Origin of the sequence: Bartonella clarridgeiae ATCC 51734, assembly GCF_000518185.1 — a bacterium.
In the GTDB taxonomy this organism is placed as follows: domain Bacteria; phylum Pseudomonadota; class Alphaproteobacteria; order Rhizobiales; family Rhizobiaceae; genus Bartonella; species Bartonella clarridgeiae.
In genome coordinates this window covers 233580-254734 of the sequence record NZ_JADC01000011.1, presented here as the reverse complement: position 1 = coordinate 254734, position 21155 = coordinate 233580, and the positions used below count along the sequence as shown (strand labels likewise).

Genomic DNA, 21155 nt, shown 5'->3' with positions numbered 1-21155 from the left:
ATTTCTCCACTGTGTACAAATTAAAAATTATCGAAAATAACAAACAGATTATTCATCGTGCCTTTTCAGGGGACTTCAATAAAAACTCTATGGTAACTCCCAAATGAAGCAAAACTCTCAAAATATAAGTGATGAAACCGTCGCTATCGTCTCAACAAAACTCAAACCAATTCGTACCTTTCTCAAAGATGAAAGTCTCTTCGAAATCGTCATTAATCGTCCCTATCAAGTCATGATCGAAGGAATAAAAGGATGGAAAACAATCGAAGTTCCAGAACTCTCCTTTAATGAACTCATCGGTATCGCTAAAGTCATTGCCGCTTATTCTAAGCAAAATATTTCCTTATTCTAAGCAAAATATTTCCGATAAAAATCCAATATTATCAGCTACCTTGCCGAATAATGAGCGTATTCAAATTGTCATTCCATCAGCTGTAGAAAAAGACATTAATTAAACATTTATACCATAAGGAGATAATTATGGAAAAAACACTCTCAAATGCAGCAATAGCAACAGAATCAATATCCAACCAAGCTTTACCTAGTCATTATAACTATCCTAATAGTCTCACACTGAAAAATAAATATGGAATAACAAACCATAAAGACTTTACTAATAAATGTGCGCATGATTCAGCGAAAGCAGCTATTAATTTGCGTCAAGAAGAACCGCCTAAAAAATTTGATTCTTCCTATTTAAAATATCTTCACAAACAATTATTTAAGGAAACGTTTGAATGGGCTGGACATACCCGTGATCTTCCATTTACATTTGCAGATGGTACAGTTGGCGTTATGCCAGAAATGATAAGATCAAATTGGAGAACAGAACAACCAATTATTTTTGCAACCGGCAATAAAGTGCAAGATGGTTTAAAAAATATAGATAAGATGCTTATCGAAAAGAATAATTTACAAGGCTTATCGCACAAAGAATTTATTGAGAATATAGCAGAAATATTTGCTTGCCTTAACTATACGCATCCTTTTAGAGAAGGCAATGGACGTACACAACGGATATTTTGCGAAAAGCTTGCTCAAGCTGCAGGTTATTATCTTGACTTTTCAGTTGTGACAAAAGAACGTATGTCTGAAGCTAGCATTACAGCAGCGCAAGATAGCAATCTAGAACCTATGAAAAAGCTTTTTGATGATATCTCCAACCCCATAAAAACGGCTGTTTTGAAGGAATGTATAAATAGCTTAAAAAATATTGATCACAAGAATATTAATGATTGTATTATTGTAGCAGCAGATAAAGGTTTAACCTATAAGGGAATCTATACAGATAATAGTCCAGATAGTATTATACTCAAAACGGATAATATCTACATCATCTGTAGCAAAAATGATCTCGCACCAGAACAACTAAAAACATTAAAGCTTGGTGATGAATGCACCATTACAGTTCCAATGAAACAAAATATTGAAAACACTCTCATTCCAAAAGAAAAACTACCCCCTTTAACAAAGAATGCAATAATTGAAAATATTAAAAAAGATACTCTTATCCAAGCAAAACTACGACAAGTTACACATTTATCAAAACTTGTTTACGGCAGCTCAAAAATATTAAATAACCAGCTAGAGTTGATTAATACAAATCAAAAGTCAGGCGAACAGCTTTCCGCACAAATCACGTCTTCTCCTCAATCTATTTCTAAGCTTGCAGGTATAAAAATATTCGGTATGAAAAACTCGATGCGTAAAAAAGCTGAAGATAATATTATAAAGCTCGCTAACTCAATTAAAAGTTATGGGTCTGCTGTAAAAAATGTTGAAACAACAATGATTCAACAGCACAAATCAGAACAAAAACGCCTTTCAAAAACAGTAAAACTACCCAGCACAAAACTGCAAAACATTCTTAACTTACCAGAAGAAAAGCAGAAAGAAGTTTTATTAGAGGAAAAATCGCTTGCTTCTTCGATTGGCAAAGAGCTCACTGATTTTATAAGTTCACTCAATGCTCGTCTCTCACCAAGCGAGCGTAAAATGATCCTGGAAAGTAATCATCAACAATTTGCTAAAAATGTTGGCATATCAGAAAGCCAAGCAGAAACAATCATCAAAACTGCTCAAAAAGCTAAAGAAGTATACCAAAAAATGCAAAAACCAGCAGTTGATCTTACAAAACATCTTATTGTATCAGGCTAAAAATGTAAAAATTTTTGTTTTTCATTTGAACATCTACGGGGGGAAGTTATTTTGAAAATATTTCACATTTAGGAGCTTTTGTTTACACTACATTCAAATGTAGAGGCTTTATAGAACATCAACTAATGATTTCTCTTAGAAAATAATCATTTTAAGATTAAATATTAGCAAAGCAAACTAATTGTTTTTTCAATTGTTTTATTTTTTTTTACGCCATTGTGAAGGTTTTAATTCAGCCACTACAATCCCTATCATAATAAACAAACCACCCAACAAAGCTGAGGGAGATAAATATTCTCCAGCCAAGCGCCCAACAATACCAGCCCATACAGGCTCACCGGCATAAATAAGTGTTGCCCGAGTGGGCGAAACAGATTTCTGTGCCCAATTCATAGTCAATTGTATTACTGCACTCATCAGCGCCAATCCCACACCTATATTAAACCAAACCCACGAAAATTTAGGAATGCTTTCACCCATTAAAGGCATACAACAAAATGCAAAAAGGCTACCAAAAAATAACTGTATAATTGTTATACGTCGGCTATCAACTTTATTTGCAAAAAACCCGATCAGCATAATTTCTCCAGCAATCGCCAAAGCTCCCAGCAAAGTAAGAATTTCACCTTTTGAAAAACAAATACCTTTGAGATCTTGTCCAGAAACCAATATGAGTCCAATAAAAGCGAAAATAATACCAATCCAACTACATAAATGGGGTAGTTTTTTTAAAAAAATCCATTGCAAAACTGGAACTATCGGAACATATATTGCTGTAATAAAAGCTGACTGACTACTAATAATAGTCTGAAGCCCTGCCGTTTGAAAAGTGTAACCAAGAAATATTCCAAAACCTATAGCCATTCCAGCAAAAATTTCATAAATATTTATATCTTTCATAGATCGCCAAAAAACCACCGCAGATATGAGTGCTGCAACAATAAAACGAAATCCTACAAAAAAAAGAGGCCCACTATAATGTACTGCAATATGAATAATTAAAAACGTAATACCCCACAGCACTGTCGCAAAAAATAACGCCAATTCTTGCTTACTAAATAAGGAATATTTCGACTGTTTCATTCTAGCTATAAAAGCTCCATCCTTTAAATTAATCCCATCTCCCTACGAAACAATGAGCGTTCCCGCACCATGTTCAGTAAAGAGTTCAAGCAAAATAGAATGGGGAGTTTTTCCATTTAAAATAACTACACCTTCTACACCCTCTTGAATAGCTTTAATACAGGTTTCTACTTTTGGAATCATACCACCTGAAATTGTTCCATCTTTGATAAGTTTTTTAGCCTTAGGAATGGTCAATTTCTTTAAGAGCTTCTTTTCTCTATCCAAAACACCAGAAACATCAGTTAAAAATAAAAGACGTTTTGCTTTTACAGCGCCAGCAAGCGCTCCAGCAAAAATATCAGCATTAATATTATAGGTTTTACCATCGCGTCCTGGAGCAACAGGAGCAATAACTGGAATCATTTCAGAACACGCCAAAAGATCAAGCAATGTTCGATCAATTTCGACAGGTTCACCAACAAATCCCAAATCTACAACACGTTCAACATGTGAATCAGGATCAACGACGGTCTTATAAGACTTTTCAGCAAAAACCATATTACCATCTTTGCCACAAAGCCCAATTGCCCATTCACCCTCAGCATTTATAAGGGCTACAATTTTCTTATTTATTGAACCTGCTAAAACCATTTCAACGACTTCAACGATTTTTTCATCGGTTACACGTAAACCATTTTCAAATCGTGATTCAACTCCCATTTTAGTCAAAATTTCAGCAATTTGAGGACCTCCACCATGAACAACAATAGGATTAATGCCAGACTGCTTTAACAAAGCAATATCACGAGCAAATGCTCGTCCTAAAGCAGGATCGCCCATAGCATGCCCACCATACTTCACAACAATTGTTTCATTTTCATATTTTTGCATATAAGGTAAAGCAGATGACAAAAACGCTGCCTGTTTTTCATAAGCCTTTTCATCATTGTTCTCAATATTCTCCATCAAAGAGTCTCCGCATTATTTTTACCTTTTCTTAATGGAATTTAGGAAAAGTCAAAATAAGTTTTAACTACTCAATCCATTAAAAACCATCAATTTTTATTAAAGCTATCCCAAACAAGAATGAAAACAAAATAAGAATGACTTGTTTCAAATGATTAAATATTAAAATATACAATTAATAACTCTGAATTATTATTAAAGATTGTTATGTTAGTTTTTAAGTTTCCCCTAACTTATTTATTAATTTTGATTAGCAATATTATCAAAAAATTCCTTCATACGTGCAAAAAAACCATGTGATTGGGGTGAATTTTCATGATTTGAAAGCTTATCAAATTCTTGTAATAATGTACGTTGTTCTTGAGTCAATTTTTGTGGTGTTTCAATAGTGATGTGGATATAAAGATCACCCTTGGCTTGTTGACGCAACATAGGCATTCCTTTACCTTTTAGGCGGAATTGGCGTCCATTTTGTGTACCCTCAGGGACTTTAACCCGTGCCTTAACACCATCAAGGCTAGAGACCTCAAATTCACCTCCTAAAGCAGCTGTAACCATTGAAATAGGCACACGACAATGAAGATCAGCACCATCTCTCTGAAAAAATTCATGCGCTTTAATGGAAAGAAAAATATAAAGATCACCTGCAGGACCACCACCAATACCTGCATCTCCTTCACCAGAAAGACGAATACGCGTACCATCTTCAATACCCGCTGGAATATTGACACGCAATGAACGATTTTCTTCAACTCTTTTTGTCCCATGACATTTTAAACATGGATCCGTAATGATTTCGCCACGACCATGACAAACCGGACATGTCCGCTCAATTGAAAAAAAGCCCTGTGCAGCACGTACACGTCCAACTCCATGACAAGTCCCACAAGTTTTTGGTTTAGAGCCTTTTTTTGTACCTAATCCTTCACAAGCATCACAAATAATGGAACTTGGAATATTAATTTGTGCAGTTTTTCCCGCAAATGCCTCTTCCAATGTCACTTCCATATTATAGCTTAAATCAGCCCCACGTTCACGACCATCACTACGTTTACGATGTCCACTTCCCATAATTTCGCCAAAAAAATCTTCAAAAATATCGGCAAATCCACCACCAAATGGACTAGATCCTTCGCGACCATTATTTTCAAAAGCCGCATGACCAAACCTATCATAAGCAGCCCGTTTTTGAGGATCTTTAAGAACTTCATAGGCTTCGCCAATTTCCTTAAATTTCCGTTCAGCCTCTTTATCCCCCGCATTACGATCCGGATGATATTGCATTGCTAGCCTACGAAAAGCAGATTTCAATTTTTTATCATCACATCCACGGGTTACGCCAAGAATTTCATAATAATCAACCTTCATCATGTATTCCCGATAAATTGTCTGTCATCCATTCCAGATAATATTTGTTTTAATTTAGTTTTTCGAAAAACATAGAAAAAACTGCTTCTAAACAATAAAGCCCAGCCTTATATCTCACAGGCCAGGTTTATTAATTCATGAATGCATTTGCTTTAACTATTTCTTCTTATCATTAATTTCTTCAAAATCAGCATCAACAACATCATCATTTTTCGTATCTGATTCAGTATTAGCTTTTGCTGACGAATCCTCATACATAACCTGCCCAAGCTTCATACTAGCCTCTGCTAATTTCTGCATCTTTATTGATACTTCTTCAGCATCACTGCCTTCAAGAGCCGTCTTCAAACCAGCTATTGCTGTTTCAATCTGACCTTTATCCTCAGCTGAAAGCTTATCGCCATATTCATTCAATGACTTCTCAGTTGAATGGACAAGAGATTCTGCTTTATTTCTAGTTTCAACACTTTCACGACGCTTTTTATCCTCAGCAGCATGCGCTTCTGCATCTTGAACCATCTTTTCAATATCAGCATCACTCAAACCACCTGATGCTTGAATACGAATCTGATGTTCTTTACCAGTTCCCTTATCTTTAGCAGAAACATTTACAATACCATTCGCATCAATATCAAAAGTAACTTCAATCTGAGGAACGCCACGGGGTGCTGGTGGAATACCAACAAGATCAAATTGAGCCAATAACTTATTATCATTAGCCATTTCACGTTCACCTTGGAAAACACGAATAGTTACAGCATTTTGATTATCATCAGCAGTTGAAAAAGTTTGCGACTTTTTAGTAGGAATAGTGGTATTACGCTCAATTAAACGTGTAAATACCCCACCCAATGTTTCAATACCTAAAGACAAAGGTGTTACATCCAGAAGCAATACATCTTTTACGTCACCTTGTAACACTCCTCCTTGAATAGCTGCACCCATAGCGACAACTTCATCGGGATTAACACCTTTATGTGGATCTTTACCGAAGAAGCTTTGTACAACTTCCTGTATCTTAGGCATACGGGTCATACCACCCACCAAAACAACTTCATCAATCTCGCCTGCATTCAGTCCTGCATCTTTTAATGCTGCCTTACAGGGCTCAATAGTTCGTTGTACTAAATCTTCAACTAAAGATTCAAACTTCGCCCGTGTCAATTTCATTGTTAAGTGCTTAGGACCAGACTGATCAGCTGTAATAAACGGCAAATTAACCTCTGTTTGCTGTGAAGAAGAAAGCTCAATCTTTGCTTTTTCTGCAGCTTCCTTCAAACGCTGCAACGCTAATTTATCATTTTTTAGATCAATTCCTTGCTCTTTCTTGAATTCCTCTGCAAAATAACTAACTAGGCGCATATCAAAATCTTCACCACCTAAGAATGTATCTCCGTTGGTTGATTTAACTTCAAAAACACCATCTCCAATTTCAAGTACAGAAATATCAAATGTACCACCCCCAAGATCATAAACAGCTATCGTTTTTCCGTCTTTCTTATCTAAACCATAAGCTAAAGCTGCTGCTGTAGGCTCATTGATAATCCGTAAAACCTCAAGCCCAGCAATTTTACCCGCATCTTTGGTAGCTTGACGCTGTGCATCATTAAAGTAAGCAGGAACAGTGATAACGGCTTGCTCAACTTTTTCACCCAAATAAGACTCTGCAGTTTCTTTCATCTTTTGAAGAATCATTGCTGAAATTTGTGATGGAGAATATTTCTTACCTGCTTCCTCAACCCACGCATCACCATTGTCACCTTTAACAATTTTGTAAGGTACAAGTGCTTTATCTTTTTCAACCATAGGGTCATCAAAGCGACGCCCAATTAAACGTTTAACTGCAAAAACTGTCCCTTCAGGATTTGTAACTGCTTGCCGTTTAGCAGGTTGCCCAACAAGCCGTTCTCCACTATCAGTAAAAGCAACAACTGAAGGTGTTGTCCGTGCTCCTTCTGAATTTTCAATGACCTTTGAATTTGTGCCATCCATAACAGAAACACAGGAGTTGGTCGTCCCCAAATCAATACCAATTACTTTTGCCATATTTTAATCTCCACTCAGCAAGCCGTCTAAATCTTTATCAAGCATTTTTCTTGGACAGCTCCTCATCACATTCTATAGCTTACATTAATTTTAAAAATTTTAAATTAAACAAATAATAAATTGAGAATCATAACAAGCCTTGTTGCTTGGTATATAAGAACATCTTTTTATCCCTACAAGAGAATAACGAGAGAAACAGTACTAAAATAAAAATTTTATCCTTAATATCTTCATCACAATACCATCTTTAAGGCATAAATAAGTAGAATAATGCACACTTCTTTAAATTCTTATAAAAATATGAATTGCACAATAAAAATTATAAAGAATAGAATTAATTTTTAGCTTTTTTTGTACTTTACTTTTCACAGCTATAGAAAATAGCAAGTAAATTTTTTTATACATACAAGATTATCGTACAATATTGTATGATAATCATATTTGATTACATTTTGATACTCCTCACAAATTAATTTACCTATATTTAGATAAAGTTTTTTTCGATTTACTTCTACCGTTAAAGCTATTTTAAAAAAATACCTATCAGGAAATTATCTGTAAGTTTATTTCTCAACAGCTCTTTTTTACCGTACATAATCACCAGAAAGTTCAAAATTCTTATGAGCACTTTATTATGCAAAATATTGATATTATAATCTTCTGTGTCTGTATATTTTTTAAATTTGCAAAAACATAAAAGTAAACTATTTATGTCTATGGTTTTTTATGATTATATTAGTTTTTACTTGCTTAACCAACATGCGCATACTTTTTGCTCTCTCATGAATCAAATAAATATAATGTAATCAAATCAATATTCAATATAATGTAAACAACACTCCCTTTATTTTGAATAAAGTTCTTGCTTTCAATAAAATAAAGCATTTATAAATGAACATGAAAAAGAGGATCAATTCATCATGACGTTTGCTGTAAAAAAAATAAAAGATTTCATATCTCTATATACTCTTTCTGCAAAATACTCACTTAAAAATAATATGAATATCCTGTGTGCCTTTATTTTTGTGTTTATAGCTTTACCTGCAACTGTAAATGCCCACCAATACAAACTTGGTGATTTAGAAATCATTCATCCTTGGACCCGTGTAACGCCTAAAGGTTCAAAAGTGAGTAGCGGTTATCTCTATATTATCAATCATAGCGATACTCCTGACCGATTGATTGCTGTTTCAACAAATAGGGCACAAGAGACAGAAATTCATTCTATGACAATAACTACTGATATTATGCAAATGAAAAAGATATCGAATGGTATTGAAATTCCAGGAAAAGGTGAAATCACACTTAAACCTGGCGGTCATCATATTATGTTTATGGGGATTTCACAACCATTTCAACAAAATGAAAAAATTAATGCAAAATTAATCTTTGAAAAAGCAGGAACAATTGATGTCGACTTTTTTGTAAACGCAATCGGAGTAAAACCATCTTCTAAATAAGTTTTTTAATGACCATTTGTTTTATCAATACAAAATACTGAAGGTTTTTCAATGCCTTACTTCTTTCTAAAGTGCATGCTTGTGTAAGAAAAATTTTTGTAATCTTTTCTTATCACCGTAACGTAAATGGAAGAAATATCCTGCAAATGATCAACGATTATTGCCTTTTTAATTTGGATATCACTTTATTCTATTTCAAATAGAAATTTATCAACTGTACTTTCACAATCATTTTCTTCTTTTTCATAATTGCTTATATTGAGCATTTCATCTCTTTGTTTTAACAAAATTAAATGCTATTATATTTTCTTTTCTTGCGATAAAAACGCGTTTTTTTTTGATATCATTATATATTTTTACTTTTAAAACAGATAGATAAATCGAATAAACTTTATCGATCAAAATTTATCTGTTTATTTTTTAGACGCAAATCAGTGTAAAATTTGATAAAAAACACCTTAATAAAAATTTTATATAATAGAAGGGATCCTAATACGCAAAAAAGCATTACAAAATTGCAAAGGCAAATAATCTTTCCATAAAACAAAAGGTCCTTGTCTTTGTTACAATTCGTTCAATGTTTATTACAATTTGTTCTATATTTGTTTTGCAAAAAAAATGTGAACTCCCATATAATAACATGGACAGTTTGCTTCTACAGCGAGAAAGGTTTAAGAAACCATGAAGGATACTCCAACCGTCACCCAAACAATTGTGTTGGTTGACGACGATAGTAATATTTTAACGTCCTTATCTTTTGCCCTTGAAACAGAAGGTTATCGGGTTGAAAGTTATACAGATGGATCAGCTGCACTTAAAAATTTAACAGTTAATCCTCCGCATTTAGCTATTTTTGATATTAAAATGCCGCGAATGGATGGGATGGAACTTTTGCGCCGTCTGCGTCAAAAATCTGATATTCCAGTCATTTTTCTAACCTCTAAAGACGATGAAATTGATGAACTTTTTGGCCTCAAAATGGGAGCTGATGATTTTATTACCAAACCTTTTTCTCAACGTCTTCTTATTGAGCGAGTAAAGGCTGTTTTGCGCCGTTCCAACGCCCGCAATCAACCGCTTCCTACAGGAGCAACACCAGCTTCTTCTCTCAGACGTGGTGATCTTGTTATGGATCAAGAACGTCATATCTGTACATGGAAAAATAAACCTGTTATATTAACAGTCACAGAGTTTTTGATTCTGCAAACTTTAGCGCAACGGCCAGGAGTTGTCAAAAGTCGTGATGCTTTAATGGATGCTGTTTATAACGATCAAATTTATGTCGATGATCGCACTATTGACAGTCATATTAAGCGTTTGCGTAAAAAATTTAAACAAGTAGATAATGATTTTGCAATGATTGAAACGCTTTATGGTGTAGGCTACCGTTTTCATGAAGTATAAAACCATTTTGCCGCAACAGCTTGAACGGCGAAGAACTCGATGAAAAAAAATACTCTACTCAACAAATCATCAAGCAATACTTCTCCGATACGATTTTCTATGTTTGTACATTTGTATTTTCGGATACAACGTCTTTTAAGGCAATTGTTCTTTTCCAGTCTCACACGCCGTATTGTTATTTTAAATCTTGCTGCCCTTGGCATTTTAGTTACAAGTATTTTGTACCTTAATCAATTTCGCAATGGTTTGATCGAAGCGAAAATTGAAAGTTTGCGCACCCAAGGAAAAATTATTGCTGGAGCTATTGCCGCATCTGCAACAATAGATACGAATTCTATTTTAATTGACCCCCAAAAACTTTTGGAATTACAGGCTGGAGAAAGTGTTACACCAACACTTCAATCAACTGATACTTGGGATTTCCCCATTAATCCGGAACAAGTTGCCCCACTTTTGCGACGTCTTATTGCACCAAAAACGACAAGAGCACGGATATATGATCGGGATGCAACTTTGCTTCTTGATTCACGTGTTCTTTATTCGAGTGGTGAAGTTTTTACCTATAATTTACCTCCTATTCAAATGAAACAAAATCTTTGGGAGCACTTAAAATCCTTTTTTTTCAATCTACTCTATAGCAACGGTATTACTGTTGATAGAAGACAAGTAAAAGATAATGAGACTATCCACCCAGAAGTTCATCTAGCATTAAATGGCTCTTCTGCCACTGCTAAACGACGTAACAGGCAAGGTCAATTAATTGTTTCGGTTGCTGTGCCTGTTCAACGTTATCGTGCAGTAGTCGGCGCTCTTTTGCTTTCAACTACCGGTTCAGACATTGATGATATTGTAGAAAGTGAAAAATTGATCATTTTTAAAATCTTTGCCGTTGTTGGAAGTGTGTTTTTGGTTCTTTCTATATTTTTAGCCCATACTATTGCTCATCCATTAAGTAAATTATCTTCCTCTGCTAATCGTGTGCGCCATGGTCGTAGTAAGCGAATAAAAATTCCTGATTTTTCAAAACGTGAAGATGAAATTGGTCGTCTTTCCACCTCTATTAGCGATATGACCAACGCTCTTTATACACGCATTGAAGCTATTGAACGTTTTGCAGCTGATGTAAGCCATGAATTAAAGAACCCTCTCACCTCGCTACGAAGTGCCGTTGAAACACTACCACTAACTAAAAATAAAGCACAACAGACACAATTGCTTGAAATTATCCAACATGATGTGCATCGTCTTGACCGTTTAATTACCGATATTTCTGATGCGTCGCGGTTAGATGCAGAACTTGCCCGCGAAACCGCCAAAATAGTTGATATGAGCTCACTATTGAAAAGTCTTATTCAAGCTATTCGTGAAGTCCATTGTAATAAACAAAATATTGATATTAATTTTAATATTATCCCACGAACTAATGGTAAACCCTATCTTATTGTAGGACATGAATTACGTTTAGGTCAGGTGATTTCTAATCTCATTGAAAATGCACGTTCCTTTGTTCCCCGTAAAAATGGTAAAATTTGTATTACGATGAAAAATAATGCTTCAAATCTTATTTTAACTGTTGAAGACAATGGTCCTGGTATTCGTTCAGAAAATATCGAGCGTATTTTTGAACGTTTCTATACTGATCGACCAAGTAAGGATGCTTTTGGACAACATTCAGGACTTGGCCTTGCAATTAGTCAGCAAATCATTGAAGCTCATAATGGAACTCTCACAGCTGAAAATATTGTTGACCCCAAATTTAAAAAAGAAAAAACTGGTGCTCGATTTATTATCACTCTTCCGCTTGCCAAATAACTTCTCTTCCAAATCAAAAAGAAAGTGATTAACTTTCCATAATAATCTAGTTACAAAATGAGAATAATTAATTATTAATCCTTACAAAATAAAAAAATGCAAAGCGCATTATTGCAAAGAAACATAAATAATTATTTTAAATATAGATGATTAAATGCATATTCTTAAAAACAATAAGACAACTTTGCGATATAACACAAAATAATTCTGGATATATCGTCGTAAACTCGTCAACTAAAATATTTTAAGAATATAGACGCTCATTAATAAAAAAATTGTAAACGCAATAAATATCAGGATTGTTAATTTTTTAGCACCTTTATTTGCTTTAGTTTTATGTTTTGTAAGTTCCATATCCTACCCATTGGTTACAATATTACCTGCAATCCTTCTTGCCTGCCATTATAGAACTTTAATGACGCTTTAAATTACCACTAATGTTCCATCATAACATAAACAAACTAACTAAAAATACCTGGAAAAATATTTTTCACCAATCTTTCTGATACCATTATGAATATATTGAAAGGAGGAAAGATAAAAACATCTGAGATAAAATGCTAAAGAGGACCTCTGCGAACATTTGAGAAAAAGCATATTCTTTAATATGATGATTGTACCAAATCAAATAAAATGCAAAGTCATTTATCAACTAGAAATAAAAAAAATAATTGAAGTAAGCTAAATTCTTCATGGTAAAATTGATAATTGCAGGTCTCAATTTACTTAAAACCTAAAAACTTTTCCAAATAATTTGTTATTGTAAAGCTTGTATTAAAACTTGAGCAATTTTATATCTTTAAAACCAAAAAAGCTTTTTAAACTATTCAGCGCATTATTTTATACCGACGTAGATTGAAAAACTGCCAACTCACAAAAAATTTCTTTTCCGATATAGTTTATACTGTTTCAGATTCAACAGAAGCTTCTTTTACTCCTCCTTTAGTTACACCAACTATTGCCGGACGTAAGACACGTTCACCAATAATATAACCTGCCTGAACAACTTGCTGAACAGTATTCTCTGGCACATCAGCATTGGGAATTTCAAACATCGCTTGATGAAAATGAGGATCAAATTTTTGCCCTTCTGGATCAATTTTCTTCACCCCATGACGCTCTAAAGCCGCCATCATTGCACGTTCGGTCATTTCAACACCTTCAACTAATGTTTTTAACCCTGAATCATTCTCACCTTCATCCTTCGGAATTGCTTCCAATGCGCGATGCAAATCATCAGAAACAGACAACATATCACGAGCAAAATTGGCAATCGAATATGCTTTAGCATCAGCTACATCACGCGCTGTTCGACGCCGAAGATTTTCCATTTCTGCTGCGAGACGTAAAATTTGATCTCTCAGTTCCTTATTTTCATCCTGTAAAACAACTAAAGGATCAGCAGGCTCACTTTCCTCTCGCTCAGCATCTGGGAAAATCTCTTCTTCATTCATCTTTAAAAATTCATCAGGAGCTTGCTTAAACACGTCACAATCACCTGACTTCTTCAAATTGGAATTTTCGAATGAAGCATCATCAAACTTGTTTTTTTCATCAGACATAAAAATTCTATTCCTTCATAAATTTATATTCTTGATATCGAAATTTTTCAAACAAAAATCAAGAGTTCTTTAACTTATTCATTAATACAATGTCACTCCTAACAAAACTCTCTAACCATGCTAACGTAACAACTGTGACACAAGCTGAGCTGTATAATCAACCATAGGTACAATCCTTGCGTAATTAAGACGTGTTGGCCCAATAACACCTACAGCACCAATAACTCTTTTCTGTGTATCACAATAAGGAGCCACTACTAAAGAAGAGCCAGAAAGCGAAAATAATTTATTTTCCGAACCAATAAAAATACGTACCCCTAATCCTTCATCTGCTAAATCAAGCAACTGCGCCATGCTTTCGCGTGTTTCAAGGTCATCAAATAAATGTCGCAACCGCTCTAAATCTTCTCCTGCCTTCACATCTTCAAGTAAATTACTTCGTCCACGAACAATAAGATGCATTTTATTATCTGAATCTTCCCCTCCCCAAAGAGCTAAACCAGTTTCAACAAGATGTTGAGAAAATTGATGAAGAGCAGCTCGTGTTTCCGAGCATAAACGTGCAATTTCTAATTTTGCTTCATTAAGTGTACGTCCCTGTATATGGGCATTGAGAAAATTTGTTGCTTCCGTCAATTGTGCATGAGTCACGCCTTCTGGTAAATGAATAATACGATTCTCAACATCACCTTTTTGTGTGACTAAAACTGCAAGAGCATGCTCTCTATCAAGACCTACAAATTCGATATGCTTTAGTGTACCTTCCTGCTTCGTTGCAAGGACTAATCCTGCCCCTCGTGAAAGATCTGAAAGAATTTGGCTCGCTTGAATTAAAAAATGTTCAACTGATTGTGCATTACCCGCTTCTTTAACTTGATTTTCAATATTTTCACGCTCCTCGGTTGGTAAATCTCCTACCTCCATAAATGCATCAACAAAAAATCGCAAACCTGATTGCGTTGGCATTCTCCCTGCAGACACATGAGGCGCATAAATCAAACCAAGATGTTCAAGATCACTCATCACATTGCGAATTGTTGCAGGTGATAATGTCTGCTGTAAAAGCCGTGAAAGATTACGTGAACCTACCGGTTCACCATCATTAAGATAAGCTTCAACGATATGACAAAAAATATCACGTGAACGTTTATCAAGAACTTTTAACGCATCATCAAGGGGTATTTGCTTCATCACAATTGTTTCACCATTTCAAAAATACTTTTTTCTTATATAAGCTTTTCCAAGATATGGTCAAATAATCTAAAATATAGTGCAAAAATATATATCGCATATTTATTACAATAATACCATTATCAAATAGGAATAATCATTTTGGAATAAATATAAAAAAATATGTAGAATTATGTCTTATAAAACTAAAAAATAACTATTTTTCTATTTTTTAAACTGATTGCAAACACAGTCAATCGTATTCTGCAATAAATTTTTAAAAACCATTTGAAAGCTATTCCTTATAATATATAAATAAATCCACGCTATATAAAAATTCACAAATTAAAACCGATATCAATTTTGTTATTTAATGAATCAAAGCATTTATATAAAAAATTTAACGATGCTGAATTTTTCATTGTATTGGAATTCTCAAAACTACTGTCACTAAATTTTTTATCCTATACAAATAAATCCTTATTCAAACAGAGATTATGCCTCATTTCAGGAGACACATGCACATGAGAAGTATAGCAATCAAAAAACTCGTCATTGCTACACATAACACCGGTAAACTGCATGAAATTACCAGATTGATTGCTCCTTTCGGTGTAACAACACAATCAGTAAAAGAACTTGGCTTGCCCGAACCAAAAGAAACAGGAACAACATTTGAAGAAAATGCTTATATCAAAGCTTTTGCGGCTGCAAAAGCTACAAACCTTCCTGCTTTATCTGATGATTCTGGCATAGAAATAGACGCCTTAAATGGTGCGCCAGGTGTTTATACAGCTGATTGGGCTCTCCAATCCGATGGTACACGTGATTTTTTAAAAGCTATGCAAAAAGTAGAAAATGAATTACAAAAAGTTGCCTCTCTTAAAAAAAATCAACGTAAAAGCCGATTTATATCAGTTATTTGCATTGCATATCCCGATGGATATGCAGATTATTTTCGCGGTAGTGTTGAAGGTACATGCATTTGGCCACCACGTGGAAATAAAGGTTTTGGCTTTGATCCTATTTTTTTACCTGATGGATATGAAAATACCTTTGGCGAAATGTCAACAGAACAAAAACATAGCTGGAAATTCAATGGTCAAACGCCTCTTTCGCATCGCGCACGCGCTTTTAAACTATTTGCGGAAAACCTTTTGGCTCTTTCATGACGAAACCTTTTGGCATTTACATTCATTGGCCATTTTGTGTTAGCAAATGTCCTTATTGTGATTTTAATTCGTATGTCCGTATAAATGGAGTGGATCAACCGCGTTTTGCAGCTGCTTTTGAACGCGAAATGACAACACAAGCCCATGAAATAGGGCCTCGTCATATTACAAGTATTTTTATTGGCGGGGGAACACCTTCCCTTATGACACCTCAAACTGTTGATCGTTTATTACAAGCTATCGCAAAAAACTGGACAATCGATGATAAAACTGAAATCACACTTGAAGCTAATCCTTCTAGCGTAGAAGCAGATCGCTTCCGTGGCTATCGCCTAGCAGGCGTTAACCGCTTATCTCTAGGTGTACAGGCACTCAATGATAAGGCATTACAACAACTTGGTCGTCTCCATAACGTTAAGCAAGCTCTTTATGCTATTAATTTAGCGCGTGAAATTTTCCCACGTTTATCTTTCGACTTAATTTATGCGCGTCCCAAACAAACACTTAAACAATGGGAATCTGAACTTTTGCAAGCCATTAATTTAGCAGCAGACCATCTATCTTTGTATCAACTCACCATAGAAGATGGAACTAACTTCAAAAAGCTTCATGCAGCAGGAAAGCTAATTCTGCCAACATCAGAACGAGCAGCAAATCTTTACACTCTTACCCAAGAAATAACCACTATGTATGGTCTTCCAGCCTATGAAATATCAAATCATGCGATTCCTGGTGCTGAATCGTGCCATAATCTCCTTTATTGGCGTTACCATGAATATGCAGGATTTGGTCCAGGCGCGCATGGACGTTTTATCAAACAGCAACTGAAAAATTCCTCTTTTCTTTCAGAAACATTACTATCCAAAACTGAAAACCATAACCGTTATGTCACAATAAACGAAAAATATCCTGAAAATTGGCTTAAATTAGTAGAAACCATAGGCCATGGTTGTATCGACACAGAACAATTGACTCAAGAACAACAAGCTAACGAAATGCTGCTCATGGGCTTGCGTCTTTCAGAAGGACTTAATCTAAAACGCTACGAAACTTTAAGTGGCCAAAGTTTATCGCCTAAAAAACTTATCAGTTTACAACAAAAAGGATTGATAGAAATGACAAGCAACCAACATTTAAAAGCAACAGCAACAGGACGTATTTTGCTTGATCATATTATTTGTCAATTAGCAAACTAAAATCTCTAAAGTCTCATACTATCATTACACTAAAATCACCACCACTTCATTTATGCAAAAAAATCAGTAATAAAACGTTCATAAATAGAAGTTAGGTTTTCTATAGCATCAAGAGTCACATATTCATCCACCATGTGCATAGTTTGCCCTGGCAAACCAAACTCAACAACTGGGCAATAATCTTTAATAAAACGCGCATCTGAGGTGCCACCAGAAGTTGAACATTCCGGAATGTTCCCTGTTATACTTTTAATAGCATTCGACAAAATTCCAACCAGTTTATCATTTTTTGTCAAGAAAACCCCTCCTAAACCGTATATCCATTCAAGCTGATAATATGGTACTTGATCATTTTTAGAATGCACAAAAGCAAGGCGCTTCTCAATTTCAGCAATGAGTGTTTCTTTTGTCCAAAGATCATTGTAGCGTATATTAAAGCGAATGACTGTTTGTGCTGGAATAATATTGACAGAAAAATTTCCTGTATCAATGCTTGTTAATTCCAAATGACTTGCTTGAAAATCCTTTGTTCCTTGATCCAAAGCATTTTGTGTCAACGCTTGAATAAGCTTATTTGCTAAAGGCAATGGATTTGCTGCTCGCTCAGGAAAAGCAACATGACCTTGATAACCTTTAACCGTAATAATACCAGAAATCGATCCTCGCCGTCCAATCTTGATCGTATCACCAACAATATTTATGCTTGTTGGTTCACCCACAATGGCTGCATTCCATTTTTCACCTTTTTTTACTGCCCATTCTAAAAGCTTTACTGTACCGTTTATGGCAGGACCTTCTTCATCACCAGTTATTAAAAAGCTTACCATTCCCTTGAGTGATTTTTTTTTCAGAAACCGAGCTAGTGCTGCTATAAAACAAGCGATCCCACCCTTCATATCAACAGCACCTCGCCCATATAATCTTCCTTGGTTGATTACTCCCTCAAAAGGAGGATAAGTCCAGTTTTCTAGTTCACCGGGCGGCACCACATCACTATGACCAGCAAACATAAGATGTGGACCTTCACTGCCTATTTTTGCATAAAGATTTTCAACATCTTCCGTATTTTTATCAACAAAAACAGGACGCTCAACACAAAATCCCATTTTTCTTAAAAAGTGTTCCAAAGTCGATAAAACTCCTGCTTCATGAGGTGTAACAGAAGGGCACCGAATAAGTGCCTGTAAAAGCTGAACAGGATCTGTAAGAACAAGCATAAATGCTATTCCAATCTAAAAAGAGCAATTTTAAAAATGCTAAACTTAATCATACAAAATATAAAGTGAAAATATTGAATATATTCAAAAAATAAAGCAAAGCTTTGTTACTTCATCCCTATATAAATAACAGTATCTATATAGCATACAAAAAACAATACGAATCTAGAAAAGGATCGTATTTTTACGTTAGTGAAAATTAATCCTTTGAAGTATATGGCCATTTTTCTTTAACCAAGCTTGATAGGTTTTTCTCTCAGGACAAAGTTTTTCACAAAGAGCCCAAAATCGTTCTCCATGATTCATCTCGACAAGGTGAGCTACTTCATGTGCAACAACATACTCAACAACTTCTTTTGGTGCCATAATAAGACGCCATGAAAAAGAAAGACGACCATCCGTTGAGCATGATCCCCAACGACTTCTAGTATCTTTATAGCTAATTGATTTCACCTTGCGCCCCACCTTGTATGAATAATGAGCCACTAACTGTGCTATAACAATTTTAGCTTGTTTCTTCAAAACATCAGCAACGCGTCTTGGAAGATGTTCTAATCGACTATAAATAATGATCTTTGACTCTTGTTCAGAATCACCTGTAATAATTTCAGCTACTCCGCGTTCTTCTTTACGCAATATAACGTGTGAAGCACCCAATACAGGAATTCGTGAACCCTCTTTGAGATGAAAACCTTCCCTGATAATTCCTCCATAAGCAAGACGCTTTTCAATCCAAGATCGATTCTTTTCAATGAAAAATTGAACTACACAACGTTCCACTGCAGGCGGAGTTGTCAAATAAATTTTTTGTCTGGCTATATCAATACGTAGTGTAAGACGACGTGCATTTTTGTGTTCTTTCACCTGCAAAGGTACAATACGATTAGAAAGAATAAAGTCCTGTTCATAAATCACCATACACCATATCTTTCATAATTAATGAACATAACCTTTATTCAGCATTGATTCGATCAATCAAAGACATTAACACCTTTTCAAGACAATCCAAATCTTGAGAACGTGAAAATCGATGATCTGCATCACGAACAAGCGTTAATGTTACATCATGCAAAGGCAAATAATTAAGTAAAGTTAACGTATGCTGATAAGGTATCTTGTCATCTTCCATTCCCTGCAGAATATGAATTGGACATCCAACATCTATGCATTCTTTCATAACGCAGTTGTTTCGCCCATCTTCAATTAATGCTTTTGTAAAAAGTAATGGTTCTAAACTATCAGCCGAAGGCCGTTCACAATAGCCTTTTTCCTCTAGCATCTTCAATTCCTCTGCGCTTAAAGCAGGTTCCACCAAAGTCTGCGTAAAATCAGGAGCAGGTGCAATTAAGATCATACCAACAGGCGCCTTGTTTTTTTGGGCTAGCATCATAGCAAGCCTTATAGCAATCCACCCACCCATAGAAGAACCAATCAAAATTTGTGGGCCTTCACAATAAGCTTCAATAACAGCTAAACTTTCTTTAACCCAACGCGAAATTGTTCCTTGAAAAAAATCTCCTTCCGACTCTCCATGACCAGAATAATCAAAACGCAAACAGGAAAAACCATTTTTTTGAGCAAAACTATTAACTACCGTCGCCTTACTCCCTAACATATCAGATCGATAACCAGACAACCAAATCAGACCAGGAGAACGATTGCCTTTGTGATGACGGACAGCAAGAATCGTATCTTCAAATGAAAAAAACTGGCAAGGAATATTTTGATTCATTATCATCCTCTTTTCAGATAATATTCTTTTTATAAAAAGAAAATCACTGTATTTTAAAAATATAATAATATAACAAATAATCACTTATAATGATAACAGAAAAACACGAATTCCAGTTGTTTTTCTCTCTATATATTGTATACTACTGTGTTACGATTAATTGAAATTAAGGAGCATAAACCATTCGCCGACCATTTAAAATAACCTCTACCCCAAAAGATGGGTTGCGTTCAAATCAAGATATTCGAGTTCCTCGTGTTCAATTAATCAATGATGAGGGGCAAAATCAGGGGATAGTCACAATACAAGAAGCACTGGCTAGGGCAGCAGATATTGGCCTTGATCTAGTTGAGATTGTTCCAAATGCAGAGCCACCTGTATGTAAAATAGTTGATTTGGGAAAATTAAAATATCAAAATCAAAAAAAAGCAGCTGAAACACGTAAAAAGCAAAAAATTATCGAAATCAAAGAAATTAAAATGCGGCCAAATGTTGATGTTCATGATTATGAAGTCAAACTAAGAGCTATTCGTCGTTTTATTGACAATGGCGATAAAGTGAAAATTACTTTGCGTTTTCGTGGTCGTGAAATGACTCACCAAGATCTTGGAATAAAACTTCTTCAGCGGGTTAAAGAAAATACAAATGAAATTGCTAAAATTGAATCTGAACCAAAGTTTGAAGGTCGTCAAATTATGATGGTAATAGCGCCTAAATAATTTTTTAATGACAATTTCGATCATATAAAGTTTATTTAAAGTGCATGAAATGCAATGTTTTTATATTGCAGAGGTCTTTCGTTATGCTTTTAAATTAATGAGGGTGTTA

General features: G+C 34.9%; 16 protein-coding genes and 1 pseudogene. 8 read left to right on the top strand and 9 right to left on the bottom strand.

The genetic code is table 11. The features are described from left to right. Nucleotides 1-103 precede the first annotated feature (103 nt). Nucleotides 104-443: pseudogene (locus T420_RS0104735) on the top strand (P-type DNA transfer ATPase VirB11); the annotation flags it as partial. A gap of 37 nt (nt 444-480) precedes the next feature. Continuing rightward, a complete protein-coding gene (locus T420_RS0104730) occupies nt 481-2157 on the top strand; it encodes a BID domain-containing T4SS effector (RefSeq protein WP_013544428.1) in 1677 nt (558 codons plus the stop codon). Between the two features lie 198 nt (nt 2158-2355). Here T420_RS0104730 and T420_RS0104725 read toward each other — a convergent pair whose 3' ends face one another. The 4 genes from T420_RS0104725 to dnaK form a co-directional block, all read right to left on the bottom strand. After that, on the bottom strand, nt 2356-3240 hold the full coding sequence (locus T420_RS0104725) for a DMT family transporter (RefSeq protein WP_013544427.1): 885 nt from the start codon (nt 3238-3240) through the stop codon (nt 2356-2358). A 42-nt stretch (nt 3241-3282) separates the two neighbouring features. After that, nucleotides 3283-4188, bottom strand: a complete 906-nt coding sequence (argB, locus tag T420_RS0104720; protein ID WP_013544426.1) for an acetylglutamate kinase — start codon at nt 4186-4188, stop codon at nt 3283-3285. A gap of 240 nt (nt 4189-4428) precedes the next feature. Beyond that, a complete protein-coding gene (gene dnaJ, locus T420_RS0104715) occupies nt 4429-5556 on the bottom strand; it encodes a molecular chaperone DnaJ (RefSeq protein WP_013544425.1) in 1128 nt (375 codons plus the stop codon). A 156-nt stretch (nt 5557-5712) separates the two neighbouring features. After that, a complete protein-coding gene (gene dnaK / locus T420_RS0104710; RefSeq protein WP_013544424.1) occupies nt 5713-7602 on the bottom strand; it encodes a molecular chaperone DnaK in 1890 nt (629 codons plus the stop codon). 917 nt (nt 7603-8519) lie between these two features. Here dnaK and T420_RS0104705 point away from each other — a divergent pair. The 3 genes from T420_RS0104705 (at nt 8520) to T420_RS0104685 (ending at nt 12278) form a co-directional block, all read left to right on the top strand. Next, nucleotides 8520-9062, top strand: coding sequence for a copper chaperone PCu(A)C (locus tag T420_RS0104705; protein WP_026501186.1), 543 nt, complete (start codon nt 8520-8522; stop codon nt 9060-9062). Nucleotides 9063-9743: 681 nt separating this feature from the next. Continuing rightward, complete coding sequence (locus T420_RS0104690) at nt 9744-10466, top strand: response regulator transcription factor (RefSeq protein WP_013544420.1); 723 nt, start codon at nt 9744-9746, stop codon at nt 10464-10466. A gap of 39 nt (nt 10467-10505) precedes the next feature. Beyond that, a complete protein-coding gene (locus T420_RS0104685; protein WP_013544419.1) occupies nt 10506-12278 on the top strand; it encodes a sensor histidine kinase in 1773 nt (590 codons plus the stop codon). Nucleotides 12279-13177: 899 nt separating this feature from the next. Here T420_RS0104685 and grpE read toward each other — a convergent pair. Next, complete coding sequence (gene grpE / locus T420_RS0104675; RefSeq protein ID WP_013544418.1) at nt 13178-13840, bottom strand: nucleotide exchange factor GrpE; 663 nt, start codon at nt 13838-13840, stop codon at nt 13178-13180. A gap of 120 nt (nt 13841-13960) precedes the next feature. Continuing rightward, the gene (hrcA, locus tag T420_RS0104670) at nt 13961-15031 is read right to left on the bottom strand and encodes a heat-inducible transcriptional repressor HrcA (protein ID WP_026501185.1); all 1071 of its coding nucleotides are present in this window, start codon (nt 15029-15031) and stop codon (nt 13961-13963) included. 503 nt (nt 15032-15534) lie between these two features. Here hrcA and rdgB point away from each other — a divergent pair. Then, a complete protein-coding gene (gene rdgB, locus T420_RS0104665; RefSeq protein WP_013544416.1) occupies nt 15535-16182 on the top strand; it encodes an RdgB/HAM1 family non-canonical purine NTP pyrophosphatase in 648 nt (215 codons plus the stop codon). Then, nucleotides 16179-17378, top strand: a complete 1200-nt coding sequence (gene hemW, locus T420_RS0104660; protein WP_013544415.1) for a radical SAM family heme chaperone HemW — start codon at nt 16179-16181, stop codon at nt 17376-17378. The genes rdgB and hemW overlap by 4 nt, the downstream gene beginning before the upstream one ends. 50 nt (nt 17379-17428) lie before the next feature. Here hemW and dapE read toward each other — a convergent pair whose 3' ends face one another. From dapE to T420_RS0104645, 3 genes are all read right to left on the bottom strand, one after another. Further along, nucleotides 17429-18595, bottom strand: coding sequence for a succinyl-diaminopimelate desuccinylase (gene dapE, locus T420_RS0104655; RefSeq protein ID WP_013544414.1), 1167 nt, complete (start codon nt 18593-18595; stop codon nt 17429-17431). 189 nt (nt 18596-18784) lie between these two features. Beyond that, nucleotides 18785-19513, bottom strand: coding sequence for a M48 family metallopeptidase (locus T420_RS0104650; RefSeq protein ID WP_013544413.1), 729 nt, complete (start codon nt 19511-19513; stop codon nt 18785-18787). A 34-nt stretch (nt 19514-19547) separates the two neighbouring features. After that, complete coding sequence (locus T420_RS0104645) at nt 19548-20327, bottom strand: alpha/beta hydrolase (protein ID WP_013544412.1); 780 nt, start codon at nt 20325-20327, stop codon at nt 19548-19550. A gap of 200 nt (nt 20328-20527) precedes the next feature. Between T420_RS0104645 and infC the strand changes: the two genes are divergently transcribed. Continuing rightward, nucleotides 20528-21046, top strand: coding sequence for a translation initiation factor IF-3 (infC, locus tag T420_RS0104640; protein WP_026501184.1), 519 nt, complete (start codon nt 20528-20530; stop codon nt 21044-21046). The last annotated feature ends 109 nt before the right edge of the window (nt 21047-21155 follow it).

Coding starts and splice junctions, on each gene's coding strand:
- T420_RS0104730 (WP_013544428.1), top strand. CDS start 481: ATGGAAAAAACACTCTCAAATGCAGCAATAGCAACAGAATCAATATCC.
- T420_RS0104725 (WP_013544427.1), bottom strand. CDS start 3,240: ATGAAACAGTCGAAATATTCCTTATTTAGTAAGCAAGAATTGGCGTTA.
- argB (WP_013544426.1), bottom strand. CDS start 4,188: ATGGAGAATATTGAGAACAATGATGAAAAGGCTTATGAAAAACAGGCA.
- dnaJ (WP_013544425.1), bottom strand. CDS start 5,556: ATGAAGGTTGATTATTATGAAATTCTTGGCGTAACCCGTGGATGTGAT.
- dnaK (WP_013544424.1), bottom strand. CDS start 7,602: ATGGCAAAAGTAATTGGTATTGATTTGGGGACGACCAACTCCTGTGTT.
- T420_RS0104690 (WP_013544420.1), top strand. CDS start 9,744: ATGAAGGATACTCCAACCGTCACCCAAACAATTGTGTTGGTTGACGAC.
- T420_RS0104685 (WP_013544419.1), top strand. CDS start 10,506: ATGAAAAAAAATACTCTACTCAACAAATCATCAAGCAATACTTCTCCG.
- grpE (WP_013544418.1), bottom strand. CDS start 13,840: ATGTCTGATGAAAAAAACAAGTTTGATGATGCTTCATTCGAAAATTCC.
- hrcA (WP_026501185.1), bottom strand. CDS start 15,031: ATGAAGCAAATACCCCTTGATGATGCGTTAAAAGTTCTTGATAAACGT.
- rdgB (WP_013544416.1), top strand. CDS start 15,535: ATGAGAAGTATAGCAATCAAAAAACTCGTCATTGCTACACATAACACC.
- hemW (WP_013544415.1), top strand. CDS start 16,179: ATGACGAAACCTTTTGGCATTTACATTCATTGGCCATTTTGTGTTAGC.
- dapE (WP_013544414.1), bottom strand. CDS start 18,595: ATGCTTGTTCTTACAGATCCTGTTCAGCTTTTACAGGCACTTATTCGG.
- T420_RS0104650 (WP_013544413.1), bottom strand. CDS start 19,513: ATGGTGATTTATGAACAGGACTTTATTCTTTCTAATCGTATTGTACCT.
- T420_RS0104645 (WP_013544412.1), bottom strand. CDS start 20,327: ATGAATCAAAATATTCCTTGCCAGTTTTTTTCATTTGAAGATACGATT.